This is a genomic window from Agrobacterium sp. 5Ca50 (assembly GCF_055381905.1).
In genome coordinates this window covers 1,585,009-1,611,568 of record NZ_AP026438.1, presented here as the reverse complement: position 1 = coordinate 1,611,568, position 26,560 = coordinate 1,585,009, and the positions used below count along the sequence as shown (strand labels likewise).

At 54.8% G+C, this 26,560-nt stretch carries 24 protein-coding genes, 2 pseudogenes and 1 riboswitch; of the genes and pseudogenes, 12 read left to right on the top strand and 14 right to left on the bottom strand.

Going from position 1 to position 26,560, the window contains the following annotated elements:
- The first annotated feature begins 19 nt into the window (after positions 1 to 19).
- On the top strand, positions 20 to 406 hold the full coding sequence (locus ACZ5FM_RS07855; RefSeq protein WP_250985405.1) for a limonene-1,2-epoxide hydrolase family protein: 387 nt from the start codon (positions 20 to 22) through the stop codon (positions 404 to 406).
- Positions 407 to 590: 184 nt separating this feature from the next.
- Here the strand turns inward: ACZ5FM_RS07855 and ACZ5FM_RS07850 are convergent, their stop codons facing one another.
- Positions 591 to 1,229, bottom strand: a complete 639-nt coding sequence (locus ACZ5FM_RS07850; RefSeq protein ID WP_464040266.1) for a GntR family transcriptional regulator — start codon at positions 1,227 to 1,229, stop codon at positions 591 to 593.
- Positions 1,230 to 1,393: 164 nt separating this feature from the next.
- Between ACZ5FM_RS07850 and ACZ5FM_RS07845 the strand changes: the two genes are divergently transcribed.
- The 3 genes from ACZ5FM_RS07845 to ACZ5FM_RS07835 all read left to right on the top strand — a co-directional run bounded on the left by ACZ5FM_RS07845 (position 1,394) and on the right by ACZ5FM_RS07835 (position 4,341).
- The gene (locus ACZ5FM_RS07845) at positions 1,394 to 2,113 is read left to right on the top strand and encodes a helix-turn-helix transcriptional regulator (RefSeq protein WP_464040265.1); all 720 of its coding nucleotides are present in this window, start codon (positions 1,394 to 1,396) and stop codon (positions 2,111 to 2,113) included.
- A gap of 45 nt (positions 2,114 to 2,158) precedes the next feature.
- Entirely contained in the window at positions 2,159 to 2,530 is a 372-nt protein-coding gene (locus tag ACZ5FM_RS07840) for a DUF1330 domain-containing protein (protein WP_464040264.1), read from the top strand.
- 200 nt (positions 2,531 to 2,730) lie between these two features.
- The gene (locus tag ACZ5FM_RS07835; protein WP_464040263.1) at positions 2,731 to 4,341 is read left to right on the top strand and encodes a DUF6892 domain-containing protein; all 1,611 of its coding nucleotides are present in this window, start codon (positions 2,731 to 2,733) and stop codon (positions 4,339 to 4,341) included.
- A gap of 37 nt (positions 4,342 to 4,378) precedes the next feature.
- Here the strand turns inward: ACZ5FM_RS07835 and ACZ5FM_RS07830 are convergent, their stop codons facing one another.
- A complete protein-coding gene (locus ACZ5FM_RS07830) occupies positions 4,379 to 5,542 on the bottom strand; it encodes an SH3 domain-containing protein (RefSeq protein ID WP_464040262.1) in 1,164 nt (387 codons plus the stop codon).
- Positions 5,543 to 5,731: 189 nt separating this feature from the next.
- On the opposite strand from ACZ5FM_RS07830, the gene ACZ5FM_RS07825 reads away from it, so the two are divergent.
- Both ACZ5FM_RS07825 and ACZ5FM_RS07820 read left to right on the top strand, forming a co-directional pair.
- Positions 5,732 to 6,520 carry a DUF429 domain-containing protein gene (locus ACZ5FM_RS07825; RefSeq protein ID WP_464040261.1) on the top strand — a complete coding sequence of 263 codons (789 nt, stop codon included), beginning with the start codon at positions 5,732 to 5,734 and terminating at the stop codon, positions 6,518 to 6,520.
- A 150-nt stretch (positions 6,521 to 6,670) separates the two neighbouring features.
- Positions 6,671 to 7,150, top strand: a complete 480-nt coding sequence (locus tag ACZ5FM_RS07820; protein ID WP_464040260.1) for an OsmC family protein — start codon at positions 6,671 to 6,673, stop codon at positions 7,148 to 7,150.
- 156 nt (positions 7,151 to 7,306) lie between these two features.
- On the opposite strand, the gene ACZ5FM_RS07815 is transcribed toward ACZ5FM_RS07820, so the two are convergent.
- Positions 7,307 to 8,629 carry a reverse transcriptase domain-containing protein gene (locus ACZ5FM_RS07815; protein ID WP_464040259.1) on the bottom strand — a complete coding sequence of 441 codons (1,323 nt, stop codon included), beginning with the start codon at positions 8,627 to 8,629 and terminating at the stop codon, positions 7,307 to 7,309.
- Positions 8,626 to 9,195: an SLATT domain-containing protein gene (locus ACZ5FM_RS07810; RefSeq protein WP_464040258.1), complete on the bottom strand. Its 570-nt coding sequence runs from the start codon at positions 9,193 to 9,195 to the stop codon at positions 8,626 to 8,628. Before ACZ5FM_RS07810 ends, ACZ5FM_RS07815 begins: the two co-directional genes overlap by 4 nt.
- A gap of 284 nt (positions 9,196 to 9,479) precedes the next feature.
- A riboswitch (Fluoride riboswitch) is annotated at positions 9,480 to 9,556 on the top strand.
- A gap of 82 nt (positions 9,557 to 9,638) precedes the next feature.
- On the opposite strand from ACZ5FM_RS07810, the pseudogene ACZ5FM_RS07805 reads away from it, so the two are divergent.
- Positions 9,639 to 9,990 (top strand): annotated as a pseudogene (locus tag ACZ5FM_RS07805) (chloride channel protein); the annotation flags it as partial.
- Positions 9,991 to 10,089: 99 nt separating this feature from the next.
- On the opposite strand, the gene ACZ5FM_RS07800 reads toward ACZ5FM_RS07805, so the two are convergent.
- The gene (locus ACZ5FM_RS07800) at positions 10,090 to 10,635 is read right to left on the bottom strand and encodes a single-stranded DNA-binding protein (RefSeq protein ID WP_464040257.1); all 546 of its coding nucleotides are present in this window, start codon (positions 10,633 to 10,635) and stop codon (positions 10,090 to 10,092) included.
- 305 nt (positions 10,636 to 10,940) lie between these two features.
- On the opposite strand from ACZ5FM_RS07800, the gene uvrA reads away from it, so the two are divergent.
- Complete coding sequence (gene uvrA, locus ACZ5FM_RS07795) at positions 10,941 to 13,862, top strand: excinuclease ABC subunit UvrA (protein WP_464040256.1); 2,922 nt, start codon at positions 10,941 to 10,943, stop codon at positions 13,860 to 13,862.
- Positions 13,863 to 13,873: 11 nt separating this feature from the next.
- Positions 13,874 to 14,677 carry a DUF72 domain-containing protein gene (locus tag ACZ5FM_RS07790; protein WP_464040255.1) on the top strand — a complete coding sequence of 268 codons (804 nt, stop codon included), beginning with the start codon at positions 13,874 to 13,876 and terminating at the stop codon, positions 14,675 to 14,677.
- 566 nt (positions 14,678 to 15,243) lie between these two features.
- Here the strand turns inward: ACZ5FM_RS07790 and dusA are convergent.
- The 4 genes from dusA to ACZ5FM_RS07770 form a co-directional block, all read right to left on the bottom strand.
- The gene (gene dusA / locus ACZ5FM_RS07785) at positions 15,244 to 16,254 is read right to left on the bottom strand and encodes a tRNA dihydrouridine(20/20a) synthase DusA (RefSeq protein ID WP_464040254.1); all 1,011 of its coding nucleotides are present in this window, start codon (positions 16,252 to 16,254) and stop codon (positions 15,244 to 15,246) included.
- 349 nt (positions 16,255 to 16,603) lie between these two features.
- Entirely contained in the window at positions 16,604 to 16,771 is a 168-nt protein-coding gene (locus ACZ5FM_RS07780) for a hypothetical protein (protein ID WP_192491156.1), read from the bottom strand.
- 182 nt (positions 16,772 to 16,953) lie between these two features.
- Positions 16,954 to 17,229, bottom strand: a complete 276-nt coding sequence (locus ACZ5FM_RS07775) for a BON domain-containing protein (protein ID WP_192491157.1) — start codon at positions 17,227 to 17,229, stop codon at positions 16,954 to 16,956.
- Between the two features lie 892 nt (positions 17,230 to 18,121).
- Positions 18,122 to 19,045: an agmatinase gene (locus tag ACZ5FM_RS07770; protein WP_464040253.1), complete on the bottom strand. Its 924-nt coding sequence runs from the start codon at positions 19,043 to 19,045 to the stop codon at positions 18,122 to 18,124.
- Positions 19,046 to 19,106: 61 nt separating this feature from the next.
- Here ACZ5FM_RS07770 and ACZ5FM_RS07765 point away from each other — a divergent pair, with 61 nt between their 5' ends.
- Positions 19,107 to 19,742 (top strand): hypothetical protein, encoded by a 636-nt coding sequence (locus tag ACZ5FM_RS07765; protein WP_464040252.1) that lies wholly within the window; start codon positions 19,107 to 19,109, stop codon positions 19,740 to 19,742.
- A 37-nt stretch (positions 19,743 to 19,779) separates the two neighbouring features.
- On the opposite strand, the gene ACZ5FM_RS07760 is transcribed toward ACZ5FM_RS07765, so the two are convergent.
- Positions 19,780 to 20,352 (bottom strand): TetR/AcrR family transcriptional regulator, encoded by a 573-nt coding sequence (locus ACZ5FM_RS07760; RefSeq protein ID WP_464040251.1) that lies wholly within the window; start codon positions 20,350 to 20,352, stop codon positions 19,780 to 19,782.
- Between the two features lie 86 nt (positions 20,353 to 20,438).
- Here ACZ5FM_RS07760 and ACZ5FM_RS07755 point away from each other — a divergent pair.
- Positions 20,439 to 21,181: pseudogene (locus tag ACZ5FM_RS07755) on the top strand (SDR family NAD(P)-dependent oxidoreductase).
- Between the two features lie 51 nt (positions 21,182 to 21,232).
- Here ACZ5FM_RS07755 and ACZ5FM_RS07750 read toward each other — a convergent pair.
- The 3 genes from ACZ5FM_RS07750 to ACZ5FM_RS07740 all read right to left on the bottom strand — a co-directional run bounded on the left by ACZ5FM_RS07750 (position 21,233) and on the right by ACZ5FM_RS07740 (position 25,261).
- Positions 21,233 to 23,296 carry an autotransporter domain-containing protein gene (locus ACZ5FM_RS07750; RefSeq protein WP_464040250.1) on the bottom strand — a complete coding sequence of 688 codons (2,064 nt, stop codon included), beginning with the start codon at positions 23,294 to 23,296 and terminating at the stop codon, positions 21,233 to 21,235.
- Positions 23,297 to 23,531: 235 nt separating this feature from the next.
- The gene (locus tag ACZ5FM_RS07745; RefSeq protein WP_464040249.1) at positions 23,532 to 24,164 is read right to left on the bottom strand and encodes a pyridoxamine 5'-phosphate oxidase family protein; all 633 of its coding nucleotides are present in this window, start codon (positions 24,162 to 24,164) and stop codon (positions 23,532 to 23,534) included.
- A 308-nt stretch (positions 24,165 to 24,472) separates the two neighbouring features.
- Positions 24,473 to 25,261, bottom strand: a complete 789-nt coding sequence (locus tag ACZ5FM_RS07740) for an SDR family NAD(P)-dependent oxidoreductase (RefSeq protein WP_464040248.1) — start codon at positions 25,259 to 25,261, stop codon at positions 24,473 to 24,475.
- A gap of 111 nt (positions 25,262 to 25,372) precedes the next feature.
- Here ACZ5FM_RS07740 and ACZ5FM_RS07735 point away from each other — a divergent pair, with 111 nt between their 5' ends.
- Positions 25,373 to 25,921 carry a TetR/AcrR family transcriptional regulator gene (locus tag ACZ5FM_RS07735; RefSeq protein WP_464040247.1) on the top strand — a complete coding sequence of 183 codons (549 nt, stop codon included), beginning with the start codon at positions 25,373 to 25,375 and terminating at the stop codon, positions 25,919 to 25,921.
- 63 nt (positions 25,922 to 25,984) lie between these two features.
- On the opposite strand, the gene ACZ5FM_RS07730 is transcribed toward ACZ5FM_RS07735, so the two are convergent.
- A complete protein-coding gene (locus ACZ5FM_RS07730) occupies positions 25,985 to 26,482 on the bottom strand; it encodes a GNAT family N-acetyltransferase (RefSeq protein WP_464040246.1) in 498 nt (165 codons plus the stop codon).
- Positions 26,483 to 26,560 lie beyond the last annotated feature (78 nt).

The following is a 26,560-nucleotide window of genomic DNA, read 5'->3' as shown; positions in this document are numbered from 1 at the left end:
GACAAAAAAGGAAATCGACATGACCACTCCCATCGAACTTGTCTCTGAATTTTGCAATGTCTTCACGACGGATCACGGCAGAACCGCAATCAAGCGCTGGTTCACCCCAAACACTGTTTGGAATAACGTAGGCATTGCGTCCACCACGGGTATGGATGACGCGATTGCGTTCATCGAAGAACTCGAGACGTCCATGGGCATCGCTACGGTTCACATTGAAATGCTCGCGATTGCGGCAGACGGCGACCGCGTGCTTACCGAGCGGCTGGACATTTTCGAACGCGCTGACGGCAGCGAGATCGGCAGGGTGACCCTCATGGGCATCTTTGAAATCGAAGGTGATCGCATTGCCGCTTGGCGCGATTATGCGCACCCGAATTCAATGACGATGACGGCTGCCAGCTAGGGGCTGACTGTTCGCCGCACCCTCACCCTCGGAACGCGTTCGCGGGCACAGCCAGTCATGTATCTATATGCGTGGTGCATCGATTTCTGCACAGCTTTTGCACCGTGCCATCTCAATAGCTTGGCTGGTGCAAAAGTCAGGTTAATCTAGATGACCGCTTTCGGCCGATAGCGGACGTTGCTCGTTAGGGTGTCATTTCGCTCTCAGCCTGATCTGCCGGCACCTTGCGTTGCACCTCCGCCTGCGCAGCCAGAATATGGTCGCGCAAAATGGCGCAGGCGGTATCGCTGTCACCGGCACGATAGGCGGCCACCAGCCGCTCATGGTCATTTAGCCAGCTGGCGGTCTCGGTTGCCAGTTGCTGATAACCTGTGGCGTGGAGAATGCAGCTGGTGCGCAGCTCCTCTATGATGGCCAGCTGGCGATGGCGCCCGGCCGGGGCATATAATGTCTGGTGAAACAGCCAGTCACCGGCCTGCCAGCCGGGACGCCCGGCCTCCAGCGACGATTTTTTCAGCGCGTAGTCGATCTCGACAAGGTCTGCCGCCGTGGCCTGTTTGATGGCGCGCACCAGAAGATCACATTCCAGCATCACCCGCAGATCAAAGATTTCATCCAGGCTGTGGCGTGACAGGCTGACGACGCGTGCACTTTTGCCGGGCAGGACTTCAACGATCTTTTCGCCTGCCAGCATTTGCAGCGCATCGCGCACCGGAATGCGGCTGACACCATAAAGTGCCGCCAATTCAACCTGCGACAGCACAGCGCCGGCCTCAAATTTTCCGCTGAGGATATCGGCGCGGATGCGGTCTGTCAGGTTCATTAAAGGGTCCTTTGCCAGCGGCGTAAGCGTGGCGTGTTACCATGCGTACACATGTATACAAATGTGCAAAAAATGGATCAAGCAATGATAGCTGGATATTGCTCTGCTCATCATCATCATCATCGCCGTTGCGCAAGGCCAAGCTTTTGTGGAATGAGTTGATCATGTCGAGAACCAGCCGCCTGTTTGAAATGTTGAGTGTGCTGCGCGCCAAACGCACGCCGGTGACTGCGCAGGACCTGGCAGACGAGCTTGGTGTTTCGCAGCGCAGTGTTTACCGCGACATTGAAACCTTGCGGCTGCTGGGTGCGCCCTTGGATGGGCAGGCTGGCGTTGGTTTTCTGCTGAAGGACGGTTTCTTTCTTCCGCATTTTGCGTTTTCAGCCGACGAGCTGGACGCCATACGGCTGGGGCTGGAATGGGTGCAGCAACGCGCCGACCCTGCCCTTGTGCAAAGTGGAGAAAGCGCCATGGCCAAGATCTTGTCGGCGCGCAGTGACAAGGGGGCATCAAGCGCCACAGCAGTGCCGTTGATGATACCGGCGACCGCGTCCGAGCGCACGGACCCCGCCCATGTTGCGGCAATGCGTGACGCGATCCGCAGGCAGATGAAGATGTCCATTGATTACCGGGATGCTGAGGGCAGCGTCACGCAGCGGACCATCTGGCCAATTGCGCTGGTTTATTTCGACGATGTGCGCATTCTGGCGGCATGGTGCGAACATCGCGCCGGCTTCCGCCACTTTCGTGTGGACCGGGTGAGCGCAGCGTCTGTGTTGAGTGAGCGATACCCGGAGCGCCGACCAGTGCTGATAAAACGCTGGCGCGAGCAGGATCGCGATTGGCGCTCGCTGCTGACAGTTTCTGACAAACAGCCACGGTAAACCTGATGTTGAACCCACGCACGGTGTCACATCAAAGGACTAGCCATGGTTACGATCAATCAAACCGCCCTCACCGACTTCCTGTCCGCCAAGGACGATACGACCATCGTCATGTTGAACCTTCTGCGCTTTGACCCCGATGGCGGACGGCAGCGGCATTTCGAATATCTTGAGATGGCAGCGCCCATTCTGGCGCGCTTCGGCGCCAAGATACTGTTTCGTGGCGATGGCCTGCCGGTGCTGACCGATGGTGCGGTGAAAATGTGGGATGCGGTGTTGCTGGTGCAATATCCAAGCCGTGCCGCCTTCATGGCGATGGTGGAAGACCCGGACTATCAGGTGGCCTTTCAGGTTGGCAAATCAGCCCTTGTTGACATCGTGCTGCAGCCGCTCAAACAGACCGAGATTCCCGGTTGAAAGCAGTTCGAAGGTTGCCGCGCAGATCGTGACAACAGATCTGCGCCTGCCTCACCATTGATATCGCACGTTTTTTTACCCTTGATGGCTCAAAGCGCTTCGGGATAGGTTTACGTCCAATAGGACCGCTTATTGTGTGGGGAACTGCCTGACGCAGTGGCACGTCTTTCAAATCCGTTCGAAATCGATTGTGAGTAGATATGACGTTTGAAGAAAGCCTCGATTTTCTAGAAACCTATGAGCCAGACGATTTCCGATCGCTAAAGACCGCCCAGGAAAACTGGAAATCATTGATCAGTGAAGATCGTGGCAACGTTGAACGACTGTACGATATCTACTTTGCGACGATCAAAGGTTTCCTCAGTGAAAAGGACGCTTTGGCCCTTGGCGGTGTGAAAGCCTATAATTTCATTCTTGCATTTTCCGGCACGACAACTGTCGCCAGCCATGGCGGCAAGGAAGAAGCGTGGCGCATTCTGAGCGCGCGGCACGCCCAACATCTTGACCTTCTCAAACGCGCAATCGAACGACCCAATAGTGTTGTCAGCGACAAATTCAGCAGGACACGAACGGGAACCTGGGCGGATATCGTCACGTCGATGCTTGACCTTTATTATTGGCACAAGCCTTATAGCAACCACGACGAAACGTTGCGAAGCGAAGCTGCCGTGCTGGTGCCCGCGATCTACCGGGCCTACCCGGACCATAAAAGTTTTCTGCTGCCCGACCATCTGATGCTGCATCCCGATGCAGTCCGCGAGGCTGGTGACCTGATCCGGTTCTACATTCTGGGAAAAAGTCAGCTGGAAGCGCCTCTGCTGGTGGACCTTGCTTACGATATGTTCGGGTTCCACAGCGACAAACGCAAGCCGGCGCACGCGCAATCGGCCGCAATCCTGCAGCACGCTCTCAGCGATGCATCGTCCTGGACGGCGCAACAGCTCAACCAGTTCCTGGAGGAGGTTGTTCTCACGCCTCTGGATATCCAGACATATTCTCGCCAAGAGGCTGAAGCTCTCCAGCAATCGACCATCGCCAATTACGAACGTCTGCTGCGGGAAAACAAATATGAAAGCCATCTCGGCACGTCAGCCCAAACCTACCGCGAACGCGACGAAAAAACCCTTCAGGCGCATCGTGCAACCCTGACTTTGATCCAGAGTGATTTCGACGCCTGGAACAGAAAACGTCGCGACAAGGCAGTTCAACGGCTTGCCGTTTCCGCAACAACCCGCAAGGCATTCAAGGTTATCGAAACGAAGCTCCCTGCCCCTTATGCCGCACACATTGGCGCGCTTCTCAAAGAGGCCGCGGACTATTCAAGCCGGCCGAAACTCTACCCTCCGCACAAGCCATCGGAAAATCGTTTCAAGGACTTTGGCTTGAAGCTGCTGGTCATCGAAGAGCTGATGTACCGGCAGAAGGTGCTCACGCCGCAATTCGATATCCACCAGTTTGCCAAGGAATATGAGAAGCGGGAAATTTCCGTCGAGATCGACGGATACGAGATCATCCCGGAGGTCGAGACCTACTTCAAAAATCTGCCCATATCGGACGAGCTGCTGGCCAAGGTCGAAACGCTGCATCAGTCCAGCGGATTGAACGGTGGTTCCGCGTTTATCTATCACCTCTACCCCTTCTGGGACCCCGGCAGTGGTGATGAAGCCATTCTCGTGAGCAACAAGGCGATTACCGATCTTGAGCTTCTGCCAAACCTGAAATCGATCAGCGGACTGGAAAACAGCAAGCCTGGTCCGAAGCTGCTGAAGGCGCTTGCTGCGCGCGACATCGAGGTTTCCAGCGAAGAGTAGCAGCCGTTCTGCGTAAAGTTACAATGACCTCTTTGCATCAGTTGGAGCAGCAAACGCTCTTCACATAAGTGTTGCCGACAGTCATGAACGCGTCGTCTGGCACCGAGCCCTGGTCTTTCAAAGCCTTGAGAAGTTCGGCGGCCTCACCTGCGGGAAGCGAGCGATTCAGCACGACGGCAAACCACTTGTTGGTCGCGAGATACGCCGTCACGGGTAGCGCAGAGCCACGAACATACGAGGCCGCTTCTGCGAAATTGTCGAAGCTTTTGATTTGGATGAACCTGTTGTCGAAAGGCTGGCTGTAGAATTGGTCTACTCTGACCCAGTTGTGGTGCACGTAGCCCTCTTTTCCCTTCGTTCGGACTTGATACCACCGATCTCCGACAGCCAATATGTCTACTATGTCGCCGTTACGTAAAGAGATCAGCTTCTCTGATTTTTGGTCTTCACCAGCCCTTAAAAACTCTTTTCCCTTTGGAACTCGAATTTTTCCCGTTTTCGCGATCGGTATTTGAAAACGGGGATCGTCCTCAGCAATCCGGTACGATGGCATCGCTGAGCTCTCAGAAGCTGAAGGTTGGGTATTCGCGGAGACTTCAGTTCTCGAAGGAGTTGGTGCGTCTCCCATATTTGTTACTCGATATTGCACCATTTCGCTTTTCGAGAGGTAGCGCATGTCATCTTTTTCATATCGCAGAGATAGTTGTAGCAGAGATGGGTCAACGCCCATTTCTGTCATGTAACTGATAGTCTCAGCGGTCTGATGCTGGATGTAGGATACGGCGTCATCCACGGAGATCGCGGAAGTGTCGGCGAAAGAAGTCTTATGAACGCCAATGGAGCCAGTTTCAGCAACGCGAACCGTTCCTCCCATGAACGCAAGAGCGCAGGCTGAAGAACATTCCATTCCACGCATTTGAAATGTCGGTAAGCCGAGAGCACGAATAAGTCGACCCAGCTCTATGGCCTTTGAGGGGTTGCCTCCAACTGAATTGAAAACTACGATTCCTGACCGTGTTCCTAACCCTTTAGCTAGCGATACGAATGGCGATAGACTCTCGTTTGGCTCAAATACACCGGCAACGACGATAGCAGACGTAGTTGCATCAACTGGCTCGGTAGAAAATGTCAGCGCACTGGCCGTGCCAGGAAATAACAAACCAGCAACAACTGCGCCGACCAAAAAATGCCTGACAAACATCCGATGCGATCCTCACCACAATTACGCGTCAAAGTTATATCGAAGAGCTATTACATGCTAGAGGTCTAGTGCTTGCAGGATTGTTTAAAACATGAGCCAGCTCATTCTAGGTGCACCATCTATTTTCAATGGAAGCTGTGCCACACCTGCAATGGCGAGAGAGGTATAAATGTGCGATAGCATCAATCCATGAAGGCAGTTCTCGGCATTGATGCAGCATGGACCTACACCGAACCAAGCGGCGTTGCTCTGGTTGAACATAGCGGTGATAGTTGGCGACTTGTTAAGGTCGCGGCCTCTTATCAGGCGTTCCTGTCCGATGATCACATAACGAATACACGACATCGCGGTTCGAAGCCTGATCCGCTTGCTCTCCTATCGAAGTCAGCCAATGAAATCGGGAGGCCGGTGAGCGTCGTTGCAATTGATATGCCGCTATCGACTAATCCAATCATTGGGCGTCGGATTTCCGATAACGCGATTTCAACGCTTTATGGAGCGAAGCACGCGGGCACGCACTCACCAAGTGAATTGCGCCCAGGCAAGCTGAGCGACGACTTTACCTTGGGGTTTGCACAAGGCGGCTACCCTTTGCTGACGTCGGGAGAGTCTTTTCCGGCTCTGATCGAAGTTTATCCGCATCCGGCATTGATCGAACTGGCGAAAGCGGATCGAAGGCTGCCTTACAAGTATGCGAAGTCTCGCAAATATTGGCCTGATAAAAGCCTTTTAGATCGCCGACACAATCTGATTAAGGTCTGGGCAGAAATAGTCAGTTTGCTGGATAGTCGCATCAATGATGTGGCATTGGCATTGCCCTTACCCGACCCAGCATGCCGAGGCTTTGAATTGAAAGCTTTCGAGGACTCCCTGGATGCGGTTGTCTGTGCCTGGATTGGTACTTGTGTTCTTGATGGAACAGCTAAACCATACGGCGACGACACTTCGGCCATATGGGTGCCAACGGCCATGTCCTGAGACGTAGTCACGGCGGTTTATTCTGCTGACAGCGTTGTTACCATCCCATAAGTCACCGACCACGCTAGGCACACTACGTGTCAGCAGCATTTGCATGGCCTTTTTCAATGTGTATACACGTATACGAATTTGTAGAAAAAGGATCGCCTCATGGCACATGAATATACCTCCGCTGTTATCTGGACCGGCAATCGCGGCAGTGGCACCAGCAGTTACCGGGCCTATGACCGCACCTGGGATGTGGCTGTGCCTGGCAAGGCGGTCATTCATTGTTCCAATGATCCGTTGCTGGGTGGCGACCCGACCAAGATGAACCCGGAAGACCTGCTGCTTTCGGCTTTATCGGCCTGCCATATGTTGTGGTACCTGCATTATGCCTCTGAGGCGAAGGTGGTGGTGACGGCCTATGAGGACAGCCCCGTTGGCATCGGCGAAGTGGAAAAAAGCGGTGCTGGGCGTTTTACCTCGGCCATTTTGCGGCCGCGCATTACCGTGGTTGAGGGTACGGACATCGAGGTCGCGACTGCCATTCACCACCGCATTCACGAGGTGTGTTTCATCGCCCGATCGGTGAATTTCCCGGTGGCCTACGAGCCAACATTTGTGTTTGAGGTGAAGCCTAAAAGCTGAGGCCATCAGGCTGATTTCAACAGTGTCAAACTTTTCTGTTTCTCAAACGAACAACGCTTCGCAACACAAATTGATACCAGATATGATCAGGCCTACTCCGATTTTTTTTGGAATGAAAGGCTGTCGCGCGCATTGTTGCACGCCAAATTCTAGCGATTAGCTTGTTGGCGTCATATCCTTCTCGAGTTCAGATGCTTCTTTTTTTACAATCTTAAAGAATTCGCGATTTATTCTCTCAATACTCCATCTTTCTACCACGTCTCGCTCGCGAGCCTGCATCATTACGATCAAATCAATTTTCTGATCTTTGGTATATTCATCAAAGCGAGGAATGTATTTTGAATTTTCAAAATTGAAGTTGATTTCATGGTACGCCTTCACGAATTTCTTCGGATGACCGTACTTCTCCATCCCCAATCGACGCCAATGTTTTTCAACAAATGAGTCTAGTCGCTTCAGTTGTTTAATGTCATCGGTTTTGGAGAAAAAGAACATCCATCCCATGCGCTTTGCGTCGAATACACATCCTGTAATCTTTAAATTCAGCCGGGTCAGAACTCTTTTGTCGTTGGCGTTGTACTTCACACCGGTAATCACCGTCATGAGCGTTTTAATCATCTTTCTATAAGAGCTTTTTCGTACAGACACCAAGGACGGCGTGAGACGATAGCCAAGATAATCCACGCCGTGCGAGAGAGGAACAATTTTGGTCTTGGAGTTGTCTTTAAGTGGATGGCATTCGAGGCCAATTCGCATTAGTTGCGACTCTATGAAGCAAAAATGTCTCTTTGCGTCCGCCGCACGGCAAATAATTAGAATGTCGTCAACATATCGAAAATAGGTAAAACGATTGCGGGCTACCTGGTCAAATTTCATCATATAAATTGAGGAGAGGACGTTCGATATACTGAGGCCTTGAGGAATTCCCCTTGTATTCGGCTTGGTTTCCTTATCGTCACTAGTTGGCGTTCTTACGGCGTTGGAAATGAGATTGAGTAAAGGTTGATAGCGGATTCGCGTTCTTAGTCGTCGGAGAAGCTCAGCATGCTGAACTGACGGATAAAAGTCTTTAATGTCAATTTGTATGAAGGCATAGTTGTCATCTAGCGGTTTAATGAACCGGGCAACCTCGTCTACAATATGGTGAGCGGCATGTAGTCGTGCGTCCTGAAAGACGGTCATGAGTACGTTAGTCAACGCTCGTAGCGTAAGTCGATCTCGTACTGTTGCAATTGAAATTTCACGCGGTGCTTTGCCTGCGCCTTTTAATATCAATTTCTGCTTGAACGTCGTGAAATTGTATGACCCGCTTCGCACTTTCGTGGTTATCAGTTGGACCTCTGAAAGCAGGTTCTGCTGAAACTGACCGGCATGAATGCCATCTTTTCCAACAGTCCTGCTGTGAGCAAACCTCCCGTTGAATATCTCGATTAGACGCTCAGCCGCAAACTCTGCATTGAAGTCTTCTAAAGCCGTCATAGTAGGGGCCGTGCAAGGAACAGTGCTGGGCATGCGAATAACAACAATACGACGGTGTAATAAAATGAGTGTCTAAAGAGATATGAAGCCCACATAAAACAAGTTGGGTTCAATGGATGTTCGCCATTGGTTAGCTTTTTTCCTTCCCAATAGACGTGGTTTATTATCAAATCGTAATAGTCATTGTCCGAGTGGTTGGGGTAATCCCATAGAACCTCGTTATATCTTTCTTTTTTTTCTTTTGGATCAACATCATCATCAAGCAACTTTTGTAGCTTGAGATAGCACTCCCGGTACACAGTGGCGCGAGTTTCAAATCGGAACCCACCAGCCACGAGTGATGAAACAAGAACTATAACCGAGGCGGCGAGGTTTATTTCTTCCACCAGACTATATGTCGACTTATAATAGTCGGAAAAAATCGATAAAACCACTGTAAAAAGCGAGTAATACGTTACAGCAAGGTAACTTATATTCTGATTTCTCTTTGATTTTCTTTCTGCGATCATCCTCACTCTGGATGTAATCCATATTTTGTCGTCTGTATTTGACACTTTAAAACGCATCCTGTGGGGAAAGTTGGTCCGAACGCAAAGATTTCATAAGGATTAAGCACTCAGAAGAATGCAGCATTTAGCTCAGGCATGCCCGTCTTGGTAACAGTGACCCACAAATGGATCAGTGGCTTACGCCACTCCGCTCGGACCGATTCATTTGTAGCGAATGCTTGATGTGTTTTCAACTTTATCTTGTGTTTTGAATTGTTTTCACCGCTCATTTTTTTGCCTATTAGCCGTCGCTGGGCGTTTGCCGCGGCCGCTGACAAGGCGGCGGCGGATGGCCTATTTCTCGGGCCAACGGTAATGGATTCTGCCGGGCATTATGCCGAACCGCTTCCCCGATGAAGCTGATGACTCCTACTCAACGCACACTGCGCAGGAGTAGAGTCATTTCTGGAATTCCGTTTCGCCGCCTTTCCCGTTTTCATGCCGATTTCGGCCTTCATTCGATTATCGGCCTCCGTTTGCGGCAGGTGCGCAGCCTTGGCAAATGGGTGGCCATTGTAGTGCCGATGGCGGTGACTGTCTGGTCGCTGGTGGCGTTTTTCCTGTGGAGCCTTGAGCGGACGACCGTGCTGCGGTTTGACCACCCTTGGCTGATCTACCTGATGCCCATCGCCGGGTTTGCCATGGTGTGGGCATATGGTGCCTTTGGCAAATCGGCCGAGGGTGGCAACAACCTGATTGTTGAACAGATCCACCAGCCGGATGGCGGCGTGCCGCTGCGCATGGCGCCGTTTATTCTGGTCAGTACGGTGTTGACCCATCTTGTCGGTGGTTCGGCGGGGCGTGAAGGCCAAACAGCAGCGGCGGGCAAAGGGCAAACCGTAACCACACGGCGGATAGCAAAAAGCCCGGAAGCGTTTGCTTGCCGGGCTTTGTTGATGAGCGTTTTGTCGATCAGAACGGGATATCGTCGTCCATGTCGTTGGAGAAGCCGCCCGCAGGCTGGCCGCCGCGTGCACCACCACCGCCGCTACGCGCTGGCTGCTGGTCGTAACCACCGCCATAACCGCCACCGGAGGAGCCGCCGCCGTAATCATTTCCGCCGCCGCCAAAGTCGCCGCCACGGCTGCCGCCGCCACCGCCTTCACCGCGACCATCCAGCATGGTCAGCGTGGAGCCGAAGCCCTGCAGAACAACTTCGGTGGAGTAACGGTCATTGCCCGTCTGGTCCTGCCATTTGCGGGTCTGCAGCGCGCCTTCGATGTAGAGCTTGGCGCCCTTCTTGACGTATTGTTCAATAACCTTGCAAAGACCTTCGTTGAACACGACAACCGTGTGCCATTCGGTCTTTTCTTTGCGTTCGCCGCTGTTGCGGTCACGCCAGGTTTCGGAGGTGGCAATACGAAGATTGGCAATTGGGCGTCCGTCCTGGGTGCGGCGAATTTCCGGGTCCGCCCCAACATTGCCGATCAAAATTACCTTGTTTACACTGCCTGCCATCTCGTTATCCTTGCTCCGTGCATTTTGCCCGGAAAACTTTCTTTTCTAAAACTGGTGAGATCATAGACCATAGAGGTGGCCAATGGGCACCTTTACCGCCACACAATCCACAAGGAATGTTTGCATACAATTCACCGGGATTGCTTTCACGTCAAGTTTGTTCTTTCTTTGTTCCAATAAATCTCTATTATCCAGCGGAACAGAATCGAAAAGCAGCTATTCCATACGATTAAACTCGACACTGGGCTTGGCCGCACTACATAAGTGCCCGACCCTGCCCGCCAACATATATTCCGAGCCTTGTCATGAGCGAATTGAAAACGATTTCCATCCGTGGTGCACGAGAACATAACCTGAAAGGGATTGATCTCGACCTGCCGCGCAACAAGCTGATCGTGATGACGGGACTGTCCGGCTCCGGAAAATCATCGCTGGCATTTGACACCATCTATGCCGAGGGGCAGCGCCGCTACGTGGAAAGCCTGTCGGCCTATGCGCGCCAGTTTCTGGAAATGATGCAGAAACCTGACGTCGACCAGATCGAGGGTCTGTCGCCGGCCATTTCCATCGAGCAGAAAACCACCTCGCGCAACCCGCGCTCGACGGTGGGCACCGTGACTGAAATCTACGACTATATGCGCCTGTTGTTTGCGCGTGTGGGCGTGCCCTATTCGCCAGCCACCGGCCTGCCGATTGAAAGCCAGACGGTGAGCCAGATGGTGGACCGTATTCTGGCGTTTGAGGAAGGCACCCGTCTTTATATTCTGGCGCCAATCGTGCGCGGCCGCAAAGGCGAATATAAAAAGGAAATGGCCGAGCTGCAGAAAAAGGGCTTTCAGCGCGTCAAGGTCGATGGCCAGTTCTATGAAATTGCCGATGTGCCGGCGCTGGACAAGAAATACAAACACGACATTGACGTGGTGGTGGACCGTGCGGTGGTGCGCGCCGACATGGCAAGCCGTCTGGCAGACAGCCTTGAGACATGTCTGCGGCTGGCCGATGGGTTGGCGATTGCCGAATTTGCCGACAAGCCGCTGCCAGCCGAGGAAACATCGGCCGGTGGTTCTGCCAACAAATCCCTGAACGAGACCCATGAGCGGGTGCTGTTTTCGGAAAAGTTTGCCTGCCCTGTCTCCGGTTTTACCATTCCGGAAATCGAGCCGCGGCTGTTTTCCTTCAACAACCCGTTTGGTGCCTGCCCAACCTGTGACGGCCTTGGTTCGCAGCAGAAGGTGGATGAAAACCTGATCGTGCCGGAACCAAACCGCACGCTCAAAGACGGCGCGATTGCCCCTTGGGCAAAATCGACCTCACCTTATTATAACCAGACGCTGGAAGCGCTGGGCAAAGCCTTCGGTTTCAAGCTGTCCAGCCGCTGGTCGGACCTGTCGTCGGCGGCCAAGGGCGCCATTTTGCAGGGCACCGAAGACAAGATCGAATTCCAGTATGAAGATGGCGCACGCTCCTACAAGACCGTGAAGAATTTCGAAGGCATCGTGCCGAACCTTGAGCGCCGCTGGAAGGAAACCGACAGCGCATGGGCGCGTGAGGATATCGAGCGTTACATGTCGGCAGCGCCCTGCCCGGCCTGCGCCGGTTATCGCCTGAAGCCGGAAGCGCTGGCGGTGAAAATCAACAAGCTGCATATTGGCGAAGTCACGCAGATGTCGATCCGCACCGCGCGCGATTGGTTTGAGGTTCTGCCTGAGACGCTGAGCGCCAAGCAGAATGAAATTGCCGTGCGCATTCTCAAGGAAATCCGCGAACGTCTGCGCTTCCTCAATGATGTGGGGCTGGATTACCTCAGCCTGTCGCGCAATTCCGGCACGCTATCGGGTGGTGAAAGCCAGCGTATTCGCCTGGCCTCGCAGATCGGCTCGGGCCTGACGGGTGTTCTTTACGTGCTGGACGAGCCATCGATTGGCCTGCACCAGCGCGACAATGCCCGCCTGCTGGACACGCTGCAGCACCTGCGCGACATCGGCAATACGGTGATTGTGGTGGAGCATGACGAAGATGCCATCATGACCGCCGATTATGTGGTCGATATTGGCCCGGCCGCCGGTATTCATGGTGGTGAGGTCATTGCCCAGGGCAGCCCTGAAGCCGTGATGAACAACCCCAATTCGCTGACCGGCAAATACCTGTCGGGTGAAATGGGCGTGCCTGTGCCGACGGAACGCCGCAAGCCGAAAAAGGGTAAGGAAATCAAGGTGGTTGGCGCACGCGGCAACAACCTGAAAAATGTCACGGCCTCCGTGCCGCTTGGCGTGTTTACCGCGGTCACCGGTGTGTCCGGTGGTGGCAAGTCCACCTTCCTGATCGAGACTTTGTACAAGTCTGCGGCACGCCGCGTGATGGGTGCACGTGAAATTCCGGCCGAACATGACCGTATCGATGGCCTGGAATTCATCGACAAGGTGATCGATATCGACCAGTCACCGATTGGCCGCACACCACGCTCCAACCCGGCCACCTATACCGGTGCGTTCACGCCGATCCGTGACTGGTTTGCCGGTCTGCCGGAGGCCAAGGCCCGCGGTTACCAGCCGGGCCGTTTTTCGTTCAACGTCAAGGGCGGTCGCTGCGAGGCCTGCCAGGGCGACGGCGTCATCAAGATTGAAATGCACTTCCTGCCGGACGTGTATGTGACCTGCGATGTCTGCCACGGCAAACGTTATAACCGCGAAACGCTCGACGTGACCTTTAAAGGCAAGTCGATTGCCGACGTGCTGGATATGACGGTTGAGGAAGGTGTCGAGTTCTTCTCGGCGGTTCCGGCGGTGCGGGACAAGCTGCAGTCGCTGTTTGATGTGGGCCTTGGTTACATCAAGGTCGGCCAGCAGGCCAACACGCTGTCTGGCGGTGAAGCGCAGCGCGTAAAACTGGCCAAGGAACTGTCGAAACGCTCTACCGGCCGCACGCTTTATATTCTCGACGAGCCGACCACCGGCCTGCACTTCCACGATGTCGCCAAGCTCTTGGAAATGCTGCATGAGCTGGTCAACCAGGGCAACTCCGTGGTGGTTATCGAGCACAATCTCGAGGTCATCAAGACCGCTGACTGGGTGATCGACATCGGCCCTGAGGGCGGTACCGGCGGCGGTGAAGTGGTTGCAACCGGCACGCCGGAAACCATTGTCAAGGAAGAGCGCTCCTATACCGGCCACTTCCTGAAGGAGCTTCTGGAACGCAGACCGGGCAAAACCCGGGTGGCGGCAGAGTAAGGGGAATTGTCATGACGGCTTCATCTGGCACGATCAGAACCGGCATTGGTGGCTGGACCTTCGATCCGTGGGAAGGCACTTTTTATCCGGAAAAACTGGCCAAGAAACGGCAGCTGGAACATGCCAGCCGCCAGTTGAGCGCCATTGAGGTCAATGGCACCTATTATGGCAGCCAGAAGCCGGCAACCTTTGCCAAATGGGCCTCGGAAGTGCCTGACGGTTTTGTGTTTTCGCTGAAAGCCAGCCGTTATGTCACCAACCGCAAGGTGCTGGCGGAAGCCGGTGACTCCATGGAAAAGTTCCTGACGCAGGGTCTGACGGAGCTTGGTGACCATCTTGGTCCCATCCTGTGGCAGTTTGCGCCAACCAAGAAATTCGAGCCGGATGATTTTGCGGCGTTTCTGGCACTGCTGCCGGAAAAGCAGGACGGACTGTCTTTGCAGCACGTGGTGGAAGTGCGCAACGAAACCTTCATGGTGCCCGAGTTCATTGAGCTCCTGGCCAAACACAAGGTGGCGGTTGTTTGCGCCGACCATCACGATTATCCGCTGCTGCCAGATGTGACGGCTGATTTTGTCTATTGCCGCCTGCAAAAGGGCGAGGACGACATCAAGACCTGTTACCCGGAAAAGGACATCAAGGACTGGGCCGGCCGGTTGAAAACCTATGCGGCGGGCGGTGTGCCCGATGATCTGCCGCTGGTGGCACCAGACCGCAAACCGGAACAGAAAAAGCGCGACGTCTTTGCCTTCTTTATCACCGGCGGCAAGGTCAACGCACCGAATGGTGCGCAATATCTGGCCAAGCAGGTTTGATGGTTGATAGTGGGTGATGCCTCATCGGCGGCATGAACCCCTCACCTGAAAAATCTATGACTTGGCTGAAGCTAAGATGATGATTTTTCTTCCTCTCCCACAAGGGTAGAGGTAACGCGCCGAGTGATGCGCAATATCTGGCCAAGCAGGTTTGATGCGTGCACAGCGGCTTTGAGCCTACCATTTTTTTCGACGCCGTCCTTGCCAGTGGCGATGTGTCGCGTTGATGTCGGATACTGGATTTGCGGGCCTGCATCCGCTCTCCGTCATCCTCGCCCTTGAGGCGAGGATCTAACCACGTCAACCGCATTCGTTTCGTTTGACGAGATGTGATTGGATTCTCGGGACAAGCCCGAGAATGACGTCGAGTTTGGGTGTCGCGCTTAGGGGCCGCGTCGGCCCTTGCACCAACCCCTCACCTGAAAAATCTATCACTTAGCAAGCTAAGGTGATGATTTTTCTTCCTCTCCCACAAGGGTAGAGGAAAGGTGCCGAGTGACTGAGCCAAATAGCCACCGATCGGTGATCACGGATGGCGGGTTACAAAGGCGCCACTACCCACAACCTCAACCCGCAGCTTTCAGCGATGTCGCTTCAAAATCGATTGCAGCGAAGGCGGCTTCGATAACCTCTGGCCCTGCCCCCGGTTTGGTGGCGTCTGATGACAGGATCTGGCGGAAGCGGCGTGCGCCGGCAAAACCCTGGAACAGGCCAACCATGTGGCGGGTGACGTGGTTGAGGCGGCCGCCAGTGGCGATATAGTCGTCCGCAAACGTCATCATGGTCTGGCAAATCTGCTGCCAGTCCGGTGCTACAGCCGGTTTGCCGTAGATGACGTGGTCTACATCGCCAAGAATATTGGTGTTGTGGTAGGCCGCGCGGCCCAGCATAACGCCATCGACGTGCTCAAGATGTTTGCTGGCCTGAGCGAGATCGGAAATGCCGCCATTGATGCCGATGAAGGTGTTCGGATTGGCCGCTTTCATGGCATAGACCAGGTCATAGTCCAGCGGCGGAATTTCGCGATTTTCCTTCGGCGACAGGCCCTGCAGCCAGGCTTTGCGGGCGTGAATCCAGATGGCATCGGCACCGGCCTCGATCATGCGGCTTATAAAATCCGGCAAAACATCCTCGGGGATCTGGTCATCCACGCCAATGCGGCACTTTACGGTAACAGGCAGGTCCGTCACCGCTTTCATGGCCGCCACACAGCGCTGCACGGTTTCCGGCTCACGCATCAGGCAGGCGCCAAATGTGCCGGACTGGACGCGGTCCGATGGGCAGCCAACGTTGAGGTTGATCTCGTTGTAGTTGTATTCGAGCGCAATTTTGGTGGCTGCGGCCAGTTTTTCCGGCGCAGAACCGCCCAGTTGCAAGGCAACCGGATTTTCCGCGTCATGATGGCTTAGCAGCTTTTCCTGCCGGCCGTGGATGATGGCGTCGGCAACAATCATCTCCGTATACAGCAGGGCATGATGCGACATCTGACGGTGCAGATATCTGCAAAATTTGTCAGTCCAATCGATCATAGGTGCAACGGCGAAGGTTCTTTCGCGGTTAAGGTACTGATTTTTCATTATTTTCCAAAGTCGTGCCAAAGCGCTGGACAGGCCGCGCTACGATGTTTGGCCACTGTCTAACACAGCTCAGGCTTTGAATCCAATGAAAGCATAGACGGCATGGTTTCCACGGTAAACACCATGCGGTTATAGGTGTGGTCGCAACATTTTCAGTTGAGTGGTGGAATTATTCCACTCTACCTAAAATTGGATATTGATTTTTCCAAATAACCTTTGCTAGAAACCTGTCGTATATTGCATCATGTTTTTAGGTATTGCTTTTTTAGCAGCGTCCACCCCGGCCTTTTGGCTGGGGTTTTTGCTTTTAAGGGCGTTTGCTAACAAAGAACATCCGGATAACGACCTGTCAGAAGCTGCGTAGCGACTGCGACAGCGCAGTGCTGATCAGGGTGTTGGCGTAAAAGCCTGATGACAGGATGATGGCAAAGGCGGCAAGTGCCGGGCCCCAGTCGCGCAGAACCGTTGCGGTCCATGATCTGGACTTAGAACGGGCTGCATCGATAAGCGACTTCATGGTTGCCATACCCTGAGAAATTTGGGATCTGGCGGAACAACCCGCAGGCTGTAAAAAGGTTCCGATAATTCTGCGCGGTTGCAAATGATGTGTTTGCTGACCGGAGTTTTTACCCCGCCCCCGTGATGTGACGGGCGGGGGTATCGTGATGTTGGCCGTTATTAGCGGCCGCGTGCCGAGAATTACGAGACCAGCACTGGCTCGTGCTGAACGCGGAAGATGACATTGCCGGCACCGGCGATATCGCTTGCAACGTTAATTGCGCGGTAAAGGTCCTGCCGGGTTTCAACCGTTCCGCTCAATACAACGCAACCGCCTTCAACCGTGACAACGATATTTGTACCGGAGAAGTTTGGCAGATAGTGCAGTTCTTCCTCGATTGCGGCGCAACGGGCCGTGAGATTTCCGCCAGCGCCAAAGCTGAAGGCATTGGTATCGTGAAGAGTGCTCAAAAACATCGCGTGGCTCCAATTCAAAGATGAACGTCAGATGAATGAACTGTTATCTTACATTCATGTTCCGTTCAGAATCTTAAAAATTTACGGTTTTTACGCAAAAGTGAACGGTATGTTACAAAGCCGCAGCGCGGTAATAACGCGGAACTTGATTTCGCGTTGCAGCGGGGCAGTGTTATTTAGGGGCTGACTAGCTGTTTTCGTTGGTTTTTTCGACGTCTGTGCGTCGACCCCCATCGAGCGTCACCAGGGTCATGCCGCGGCTCTGTCATCACGTAGTATTTCGCATTTGCGATATTCCGGAGGCTGTTTCAAGCCGTTTTTGCTGCCACATTTGGCATGTTGCCCGTTCATATTCAGATTTCGCGTTAACGAATCTGTTCATGTTGGAGTGATTCGAAAACTGTGACGACACCCAATTTCCCCGCCTGTCGCAGGACCTCGTGACGGCCATTTCTTAGCGGAAAGAGCTTTTTGGTTGCTTAGACGTGCGTCGACTGGATATCTGTGTCAGGCACAGCAATGAGGATTGGTTGGGTGGATGTTGGTGTTCGGACCGCTGGAATCGAGTCAACCATATCCTCAACGTCATCCTCGCCCTTTAGGCGAGGATCCAATCATGCCAACCGCATTCGTTTCGTTTGGCGAAATGGGGTTAGATACTTGGGACAAGGATGACGGCGGGTATGGGTGAGGCAGGACGGAACCCCTCACCTGAAAAATCTATCACTTAGCAAGCTAAGATGATGATTTTTCTTCCTCTCCCACAAGGGTAGAGGTAAGGCGCCACGTGGCACCCCAATTTCCTTCATTCCCGCACTTGTTGCGGGAATGCAGCCAGCTTCAGTCTTGGGCGCCATTTGCAATAGGTGCGCAAGCCAAGGATTGCCGCGCATCAGTCCTGCCGAACAATCGTGCCGATGGTGTTGACGAGAATGCGCGCCGCCGTCAGCGCCGAGATGCCATCCACATCGGCTGGCGGGTAAAACTCGACAAGGTCAAAGCCCGCGATCCGCGCCTTTTTGCCGACCCCTGAAATCAGGTCGATGATGTGCGTATAGGTCAACCCGCCCGGCGTGCGGGCCGCGACACCGGGCATGATGGCGGGATCGATGCTGTCGCAATCCAGCGAAATGACCACGTTTACCCCATCAGGGATATGGTTCAGCGCCGCTTCAACGCCTTGGCTCTGCATGTCCCGCGCAGTGACAAAACGGCTGCCATAGGCAAGCGCGTCGTTGACATCGCTCACACTCGCACTGCCGACACTGCGCAGGCCAACCTGCACCATGCCGGCCACGTCAGACATTTCGCTGGCGCGGCGCATCGGGCTGGAATAGCCGTAACGCTCGCCCCTCACCTCGTCGCGCCAGTCAATATGCGCGTCGATCTGCAGCACCCAGATCGGGCCACGTCCGGCAAAGGCCGACAGAAACGGAATGGTGACGGAACAATCTCCACCCAAAAGGATTGGCACGGCCTTCTGGTCCAGTACCTGGCGCGTCTGCGCTTCGATGCTCGCGCGGTTGGCGGCATTGTCGTGATGGATGGTGTTGATGTTGCCGATGTCGATGCAGGACACCGGCTTGCTATCAAACAACGGCCCCCCGAGATCAAAATCGAAGTGATCGATCAGCGGCGCGTCTTCCTGGGACGCAGCCCGGATCATATCAGCCGCCAATGCATGGCCGGTATCTTCGCTGCCCGGATAGGCGCTGCCAAACCCTGCCCCAAACAGTACGATGCGCGGCACGACACCACCGAGCGCATCATCATCAGCACTGTTCGGAAGCCCGAGAAATGTGGGTGAAACGCTCATGTCGATGCTCCAGACTGCACTGCGATGCCCCTGCCCGATGGTTTGATGTTTAGGGGTGTGGGTGCAGGTTAAGCTGAAAGGTGATGGTGAAGAAAGAGGATGTTTTTTCGGATGGTCGTTGGCGCTGCCAGGTGTAGTCGCACTAAACCTCTTTGATCACGTGCAACAAAGGGAATCGGGCAGCAGCTATGGCGGAAGTCGTTTGTATGCCTCCCCTCCGTCAACAACTCAGTCTCAGCCAAGCGTACAGCAGGCCGTTTCTAAACCGAACGTGCCGACATGCGCCAACGTTCCGTATAGCGGCCAGCTATTGGGGCCAAGCCAGTTGTCCTCGTCGGACGGTCACTCGTTGGAAATCCGCAATGGTTCCAGTGGCAACGCCATCATCAAAGTACGCGCCGAACTCTCTGGAGCTGTCATCGCCACATTCTTTGTACAGAGCAATCAAACTGGCCAGATCAGTGGCATTCCTGACGGTCGTTACTCCGTGCAATATGCTTTCGGTGATGCACTCGATGCCAGTTGCAAACGTTTCGTGCAATTGAATGGCGCAGGTCAATTTCCAAGGGCTGAAACTCTCCAGACAGAACGAACGGCGACCCAGATCACTACTCAGGTTCTGTCCTACACCCTGTACGCTGTGGCTTCCGGAAACGTGACACCACAGAGAATTTCGGCTGAGGACTTCGAGCGCTAATGAATCTCAGGCAGCGGCCCGTGCATGGCCAGTGTCTTCACTGCCGGGATAGGCGCTGGCGCGAGGCGATTCCGTTGATGAACACATCGACAAGGTGTGCGATGCGGGCTTTGGGAGAGGCATGGCTTTCGGTGGCCAATGAGATTGCCGTTACAACGCAGACAATATCGTCAAAGCTGATATCGGCGCGCACCACCCCTGCCTTCTGCACACGGTCCAGAAGCCGGTTGCCCTCCTGGCTGGTTGCCGCACAGCCCGGCGTTCCAACCGCCAGCACCGTTCCGAGCGATGCCGCAAGGCCGCGATAGACATTGGTGTGCTGAACAAGTTCCTCAAGAAAGGCGCGCAACGCGCTCAAGGGGTCAAGCTCGCCATCCCGCGCACAGCTGGCTGCGGCAAAGGTTACGAACCGTTCGCTATAGGTTGCGGCCAGAAGTTCTTCCCGCGTCGGAAATCGTCTGTAGAGCGTGCCAATACCAACGCCGGCGCGTTTTGCAACATCATCCAGCGAGACATTTGCGCCCTTTTCCAGAAAGACGTCTTCGGCTGCAGCCAGGATGCGCTCGCGATTGCGTTGCGCGTCCGCTCTCAATGAAATCTGTTCAGACAAAAACGACCTCGCTATGTGTTGCTAAGTGGAGGATATCTCCATATGTTAAGTGGAGCAATCCTCCACTTTTAGAAGGGCCATGAGATATGACGAAACGTTTTCAGGACAAGGTTGTGGTAATTACCGGCGGAACAGATGGCATCGGCCTGGCAACGGCCAAGTCTTTTGCGGCAGAAGGTGCGCATGTTTACATCACCGGCCGGCGACAGGAGCGTCTGGATGAAGCGCTCCGGGAGATTGGCCATGGTGCAGTTGGCGTGCAAGGCGATGTGAGCGATGCCAGCGCCGTTGAGCGGCTTTATGCCAGGATCAGGCAGGACCATGGCCGGGTGGATGTTGTGTTTGCCAATGCGGGCATCTCTGAGTCGGCCACGATTGAAGACATAACCGATGACCATTTTGATCGGCTGTTTGCCATCAACGTCAAGGGCACGGTCTATACAGTACAAAAGGCATTGCCGCTGCTCTCGGAGGGGGCGCTGTCGTGTTGACCGGCTCTGGCGCGGGCAGCAAAGGTTTTGCCAATCTTTCAATCTACAGCGCGACTAAGGCGGCGCTGCGCTCCTTCGCGCGGACATGGACGGTGGACCTGAAAAGCAGAGGCATCCGCGTCAACATCGTTTCACCTGGCATGGTGCTGACGCCCGCCATGCAGACCTATTTGCACAACAATGAGGGTGCCGAGGACTGGATGAAACAGGCCATTCCCTTCGGCAGGTTGGCTGAAACCGAAGAGGTTGCCAAGGCCGTGCTGTTTCTGGCGTCGAGCGAAAGCAGCTTTATCGGCGGTGAAGAGCTGCTGGTGGATGGTGGTTTCGTAGCAGTTTAAACGCGTGATGTGAGGCGACTGACACGTCGCCTCACCTGCCTTACCTACCAATCAGAACTTGACCTTCCAGCCGGAGCGCAGCCACACGGTTGGGTCGTCACCCTGGGTCGTGACGTTGACGCTCATTGAGGCTGTGCCGCCGGCGACATCGACTTCCGCCCCGAGGCCACCACGCAGCCAGAACTGGTGGGTTTTCTGTCCGTCGAAACTGAAGTCTGACAGGCCAATGATGGTGCCACTGGTGGCGGCGGTTTCATTTTCAAACCGGTAAGCGGCTTCGGCGCGGGCCAGAAGGCGGATGTTGTTTTCCAGCGTGTGTACGCCATCCACACCGGCGCGCAGCACCGTGCTGTGGTCGCGCATTTCATCAAACATGGCCGGGAAACCACCGCCGGTTTCGGTGTAGGCATCCAGCTTGGAGCGGGCATGTGTCAGGCTGGCATAGGGTGTGAGGTTCCAGTCATTGACGGTGGCGGCATTCAGCCAGTCCAGGCGCAGTTTTGCCGCCCAGCTTTCCACATCCGTTTCACCCCTGGAATAATCCATCACGCCGCCATTGTTGTAACCGCGGTTGATGGTCAGTTTGCCCGGCGCGTAAAATGCGCCAATGGTGGCATAGACATTGCCGGCCACCGGAAGCGTGACTTCCGGCGAAATGTACAGGCCCTTGCTGATGTAATTGCCGCCGGTTTCGATGTCCTGATCGGAATAAACACCACCAAAGGTCATGCGCGCCGTGGCGCCGCCTTCCAGACCAATGCCGTAACCGAAATCGCCAAGGCCAAAGCCGCCATCGCTGGCCGCGCCATTGTCATAACCGATATCCGAGGTGACCCAGACAGATTGCTGGCTGGCATCGAGCAGGTTGCGCATCGGCTCACCATGTGCGCCGTTGAGAATGGTGCCGGCAAAACTGAGAGCAACGCTGGCAGATGGTTTGGCGGCCAAGGAGCTCGCAAATTCTTCCACCTCGATAATGCCGGTGCCTTCTGACGACAGGCGGGCAATAAAGGCGGTTTCCTGCGTTGTAGACCCCACAATGATGGTGCCATCAGCGCTGACGCCGCGCGCCACATCGGTGAAATCCTGGGCCACGGTCGCGCCATTGCTGCGCAACCAGTCCTCCACCGAAATCATGCCTGTTTCATTTGTCCAGCGGAAGGCGCGTTGAATGTTTCCAATGCCATTTTCGGCAGAACCAACGACCACGGAGCCATCGGCATTCACCGCCTGTGCGGAGGAATAAGTGCCGTTGTTCAGTTCGCCGATCCTGTCCATCAAACCGGACTCTGCCGTCCAGCGAAAGGCATGTTCCACCTCGTTATCTATCACATAACCAACAATGACAGACCCATCATAATTCACGCCTCTGGCCGCAGACGCTATTGTGCCGAGGCTGACCATCTGGTCTTCCTCAGTCCAGCGGAAGGCACGGTCGCTCATGTTCTCATTCCATGCCTGGCCGATGATGACCTTGCCATCGCCGCTGATACCGTTGGCACGGGAAAAACCACCGTCAACGAGGCTACCAAGGCTTTCTATCTGGTCATTTCCCGTCCAGCGCAGAGCGCGGATCTTGCTGGGGCCGTTATATGCGCCATCGTCACCATAACCGACAATAACAGCGCCATCGGCACTGACGCCGGTCGCACGCGACTCTCGCCCATCATTCAGGGTGCCAAGGTTGCTGATAACGCCATTTCTCCAGACAACGGCGTGGGTATATCCGTTGTCAGCATCCGCATTGCCGACCACAACTCTGCCATCATCATTGACAGCCTGTGCGCTGGCGAAAGAGCCACCTTGAAGGATGCCAAGATCGACCATGCCGGTTTTGCTGCTGGACCAGCGAAAGGCGCGGTCATCCTGGCCGCTGTACAGCGATGCCGAACCGACGATGACCTTGCCATCGGCGCTGATGCCATTGGCGATGGAATAACGGCCGTTCAGCAGTGTTTTGAAATCCAGATAGCCTGCTTGCCCCTCAGCTCCATGGGCAATGCCTGCAACAAAAAGCCCGCAGCCGCTGGCAAGCAGCGCAAGTGCCGTTGATGTCTTCAACACGTTTGCACGCAGATGAGTGCCGATGTGGCTCAAATTATATATAGTATTCATAAAGTAACAGGTTCCCCATTCCGGTCCGCCAAGACCGAAAACCCTCAAGTAGAATCGATTTTAAATAAATCAGTACTTGCGATGTTGATGATCACTGCCTTCAAGTCAACTGGATTTCAGCCACTTAAAGTAGTGATTGACGATGGCACACCTGCCCTGCTCCAGGCTTGCGTTGCAACTGCTGCGATTACTTGGAGTCTGATTTTGACTTCGCACCGCCTGGCGCGCAGCGTTTCTAATACATGGTCTTCTGGTAATCTTCTTCCAACCCGGCATCGATCTTGCGCATCTCATCCTCGCCGGGTGCACCCGTGGTTTCATCCAGTATCATCTTGATCAAGGACGGCATTTGACGGCGGTCCTGCCGGTGTTCTGGTTCCCAGATGCGCGAACGCCTGAGCGCCTTTGCGCAATGCAGAAACACTTCGTTGACCCGCACCACGATTGCAAGTGTGGGAACGCGGTTGTTGACCGACATGGTTTCGAGAAGTTCGGGCTGCGTGACCAGTCTGGCAAATCCGTTGACACGCAGCGTGTCATCAAAGCCGGGTATCATAAACAGCAGCCCCACGGCCGGGTTGGCGATGATGTTTGACAGGCTGTCCAGCCGATTGTTTCCCGGACGATCGGGTATTGCCAATGTTTGATTGTCGAGGATTTTCACGAAGCCAGCCGGGTCGCCACGGGGGCTGACATCGGCCCGGCCATCCAAATTCTGCGTGCCCAGACAAACAAAGGGTGACCGGCGGATGAAGTCCTGCGCGTGGACCCCTAGCGTTGGCTGAAGTTTTTGAACCGCAAGCGCATGTGTTGGCGGATAAAGCGCCCGCAATTGCTCTTCACTTGTGATGTCAGAACCGTGTTGCATTACTTCCCTCCTCCCAGAGACTTGATGCAGAATGAGGTACGTACCTCAGATTTGTCAAGAGCTTCCTGCAGCGAGAGGATGCAGAGGTTTTGGCGCAACCTGCATCGGCAATTCCGGCCAGTCGACGGATCTCTGTATTTCCTCCAACGGCCGGGTGGTCAGCTTTAAAACCACTGACGGCAACGGCAAGCTGACACGGTTGTCGTCAGCCTTAAAGATGGCAAACCCGTCTCAATGTCCTGGCAATAAATGACAAAACCGCCCTCTTCGCTTTGCAGAGAGAGGGCGGTGTCACTTACTGGAGATATTTAGGCAACTGGCCGATATCGCTCGGCTGGAACGGCGTTTCCGAGGCTGGGGACCATCGCCTTGCGTGCGCCATCAAGGGCCTCCCACAGGCCAACATCATGCAGCGGCGGGATCGTTACCGGTTCGCGACGGTCAAAACCAACCAGAGCCGCATCCACCAGATCGCCCACTTCCATGACATTGCTCATGCTGTTGACGTCAGCGCCAGCATGGCCCCAGATTTCCGTACGGGTTGCGGCGGGAAGCACGGCCTGAACGTAAACACCCTTGGGCCCAAGTTCCTGCTGCAGCCCCTGCGACAGGAACAGCACGAAAGCCTTGGTCGCGCCATAAACCGTCATGTTAAATTCTGGTGCGAGGCCGACCACCGAGCCGATATTGATAATGGACCCCTCACCTGCCTGCACAAGACGCGGCGCAATGGCGTTGGCAAGCCGCACCAGTGCAGTGGTGTTGAGTGCCATCAGCCTGGTCAGGTCATCGGCGCTTTGTTCGATAAAGGCACCGCCGACCGCCATGCCGGCATTGTTGACGAGAATGCCGATGCGCGCATCGTCCCGCAGTCTGGTCTCGACCTGTGCCAGATCCGACGTCTGGGTCAAATCGGCCTTGATGATATCAATCTTGACGCCGGTTTCCTGGCGCAGACGGCTTGATAGCGCCTCCATACGGGCCACGTCTCTGGCCACCAGCACCAGATCATGTCCGCGCCGTGCGAAGCGCTCGGCATAGGTTGCACCAATGCCGGTAGAGGCACCCGTTATCAGAACTGCAGGAATTTCGCTCATTGGATTGCTCTTTTCTCACATCGATCTTATATTCATGATGGTTGTCATGATTGAATTTAAATATGATAACCATCATGTAAAAGTCAACTGTCGTTGCGGAGAATTTTGAAAATGAAGGTCAGCCGGGAACAGATGGCGCAAAACAGAGGCCGTATTCTTGAGGTCGCCAACCAGCTGTTTAAGGACAAGGGCTTTGATGCGGTCAGCGTTGCCGAGGTGATGAAGGCAGCCGGCCTGACCCATGGCGGTTTTTATGGCCATTTCAGTTCAAAGGATGATCTGGTGGCCCAAACGATCAGTCACGCCCTGGGTGCAGACAGTGTTGCCGGCGGCGGCTTTAATGATTTCGTTGGCTCTTATCTGTCGCCACGTCACCGCGACAACCCCGGCCAGGGATGCCCGACAGCCGGTTTGGCCGCCGCCATTCGTCACCAGACACCGGAGGCACAGACCGCGATGACCGAGGGCTTGCGCGCCCAGATCACCCGCATTGAGCAGGCGCTTAAAACCGCTGGTTCAACCGAGACCCGCCGCGCCGCGATTGGCAGTTGGGCAGCAATGGTGGGTGCCGTTATTCTGGCCAGAGCAGTCAATGATCCGGAACTGTCGGATGAGGTTCTTGCGCAGACCCGCGCCTGGATTGATGAGCGTCGCGAATAAACAGCAGTGGCGATAAAACCATGGATGGAGCGGCGCCCTGCTCTCACCCGTTCATTGTCACCGTCAGGAGGCTGGGCGCTGTCTTCGGAACAAAAGGCGGTTGCGATCTGGAAGGTGGCGCGCAAACACAAAACCCGCCTTCTGCAACACTCTTTGTGAGCCGCCGTTGTCCGGATGGGCCATCGCCCAGACCTCGGCAAGTTGAAGCTGCTGATCGGCAACGGCGAGTGCTGCGCCGACAAGTTCGGACGCGTAACCCTTGCCCCAAACATCAGGGCGAAAGTAATATCCCACTTCAAAATTCCAGCCGGGGTCGAACGGATCTTCGTACAGGCCACCCCAGCCGATGATGCGCCCATCTTCGCGGCGCACCACCACCCAGGGCGCACACCCATCCCGGCGTCTTCGCCACTCGTGAACCATCACGCGCCGCTGGCACTCCCGCAGCGTTTTATCGCTGTGGGTATGTTGCATGGCCACCGGGTCTCCCAGAAATTCGAACAGTTCTGCAATGTCTGCCCTGCGGGATGGGCGTAAGATCAAACGTTCAGTTTCCACCATGGCTCCGACATGTCTTTGGGCTATAACAAGACAAACATCGTCAGTGCGCCGCATCCGTCAACTGATTTTCTCACCCGT

What these genes read in the sequence shown, in the direction of transcription:
- ACZ5FM_RS07800 (WP_464040257.1), bottom strand. Translation starts at nt 10,635, where the DNA reads ATGGCAGGCAGTGTAAACAAGGTAATTTTGATCGGCAATGTTGGGGCG.
- ACZ5FM_RS07815 (WP_464040259.1), bottom strand. Translation starts at nt 8,629, where the DNA reads ATGACGGCTTTAGAAGACTTCAATGCAGAGTTTGCGGCTGAGCGTCTA.
- ACZ5FM_RS07845 (WP_464040265.1), top strand. Translation starts at nt 1,394, where the DNA reads ATGTCGAGAACCAGCCGCCTGTTTGAAATGTTGAGTGTGCTGCGCGCC.
- uvrA (WP_464040256.1), top strand. Translation starts at nt 10,941, where the DNA reads ATGAGCGAATTGAAAACGATTTCCATCCGTGGTGCACGAGAACATAAC.
- ACZ5FM_RS07790 (WP_464040255.1), top strand. Translation starts at nt 13,874, where the DNA reads ATGACGGCTTCATCTGGCACGATCAGAACCGGCATTGGTGGCTGGACC.
- ACZ5FM_RS07770 (WP_464040253.1), bottom strand. Translation starts at nt 19,045, where the DNA reads ATGAGCGTTTCACCCACATTTCTCGGGCTTCCGAACAGTGCTGATGAT.
- ACZ5FM_RS07855 (WP_250985405.1), top strand. Translation starts at nt 20, where the DNA reads ATGACCACTCCCATCGAACTTGTCTCTGAATTTTGCAATGTCTTCACG.
- ACZ5FM_RS07740 (WP_464040248.1), bottom strand. Translation starts at nt 25,261, where the DNA reads ATGAGCGAAATTCCTGCAGTTCTGATAACGGGTGCCTCTACCGGCATT.
- ACZ5FM_RS07775 (WP_192491157.1), bottom strand. Translation starts at nt 17,229, where the DNA reads ATGTTTTTGAGCACTCTTCACGATACCAATGCCTTCAGCTTTGGCGCT.
- ACZ5FM_RS07745 (WP_464040249.1), bottom strand. Translation starts at nt 24,164, where the DNA reads ATGCAACACGGTTCTGACATCACAAGTGAAGAGCAATTGCGGGCGCTT.
- ACZ5FM_RS07735 (WP_464040247.1), top strand. Translation starts at nt 25,373, where the DNA reads ATGAAGGTCAGCCGGGAACAGATGGCGCAAAACAGAGGCCGTATTCTT.
- ACZ5FM_RS07820 (WP_464040260.1), top strand. Translation starts at nt 6,671, where the DNA reads ATGGCACATGAATATACCTCCGCTGTTATCTGGACCGGCAATCGCGGC.
- ACZ5FM_RS07750 (WP_464040250.1), bottom strand. Translation starts at nt 23,296, where the DNA reads ATGAATACTATATATAATTTGAGCCACATCGGCACTCATCTGCGTGCA.
- ACZ5FM_RS07840 (WP_464040264.1), top strand. Translation starts at nt 2,159, where the DNA reads ATGGTTACGATCAATCAAACCGCCCTCACCGACTTCCTGTCCGCCAAG.
- ACZ5FM_RS07730 (WP_464040246.1), bottom strand. Translation starts at nt 26,482, where the DNA reads ATGGTGGAAACTGAACGTTTGATCTTACGCCCATCCCGCAGGGCAGAC.
- dusA (WP_464040254.1), bottom strand. Translation starts at nt 16,254, where the DNA reads ATGAAAAATCAGTACCTTAACCGCGAAAGAACCTTCGCCGTTGCACCT.
- ACZ5FM_RS07810 (WP_464040258.1), bottom strand. Translation starts at nt 9,195, where the DNA reads ATGCGTTTTAAAGTGTCAAATACAGACGACAAAATATGGATTACATCC.
- ACZ5FM_RS07850 (WP_464040266.1), bottom strand. Translation starts at nt 1,229, where the DNA reads ATGAACCTGACAGACCGCATCCGCGCCGATATCCTCAGCGGAAAATTT.
- ACZ5FM_RS07830 (WP_464040262.1), bottom strand. Translation starts at nt 5,542, where the DNA reads ATGTTTGTCAGGCATTTTTTGGTCGGCGCAGTTGTTGCTGGTTTGTTA.
- ACZ5FM_RS07780 (WP_192491156.1), bottom strand. Translation starts at nt 16,771, where the DNA reads ATGAAGTCGCTTATCGATGCAGCCCGTTCTAAGTCCAGATCATGGACC.
- ACZ5FM_RS07835 (WP_464040263.1), top strand. Translation starts at nt 2,731, where the DNA reads ATGACGTTTGAAGAAAGCCTCGATTTTCTAGAAACCTATGAGCCAGAC.
- ACZ5FM_RS07825 (WP_464040261.1), top strand. Translation starts at nt 5,732, where the DNA reads ATGAAGGCAGTTCTCGGCATTGATGCAGCATGGACCTACACCGAACCA.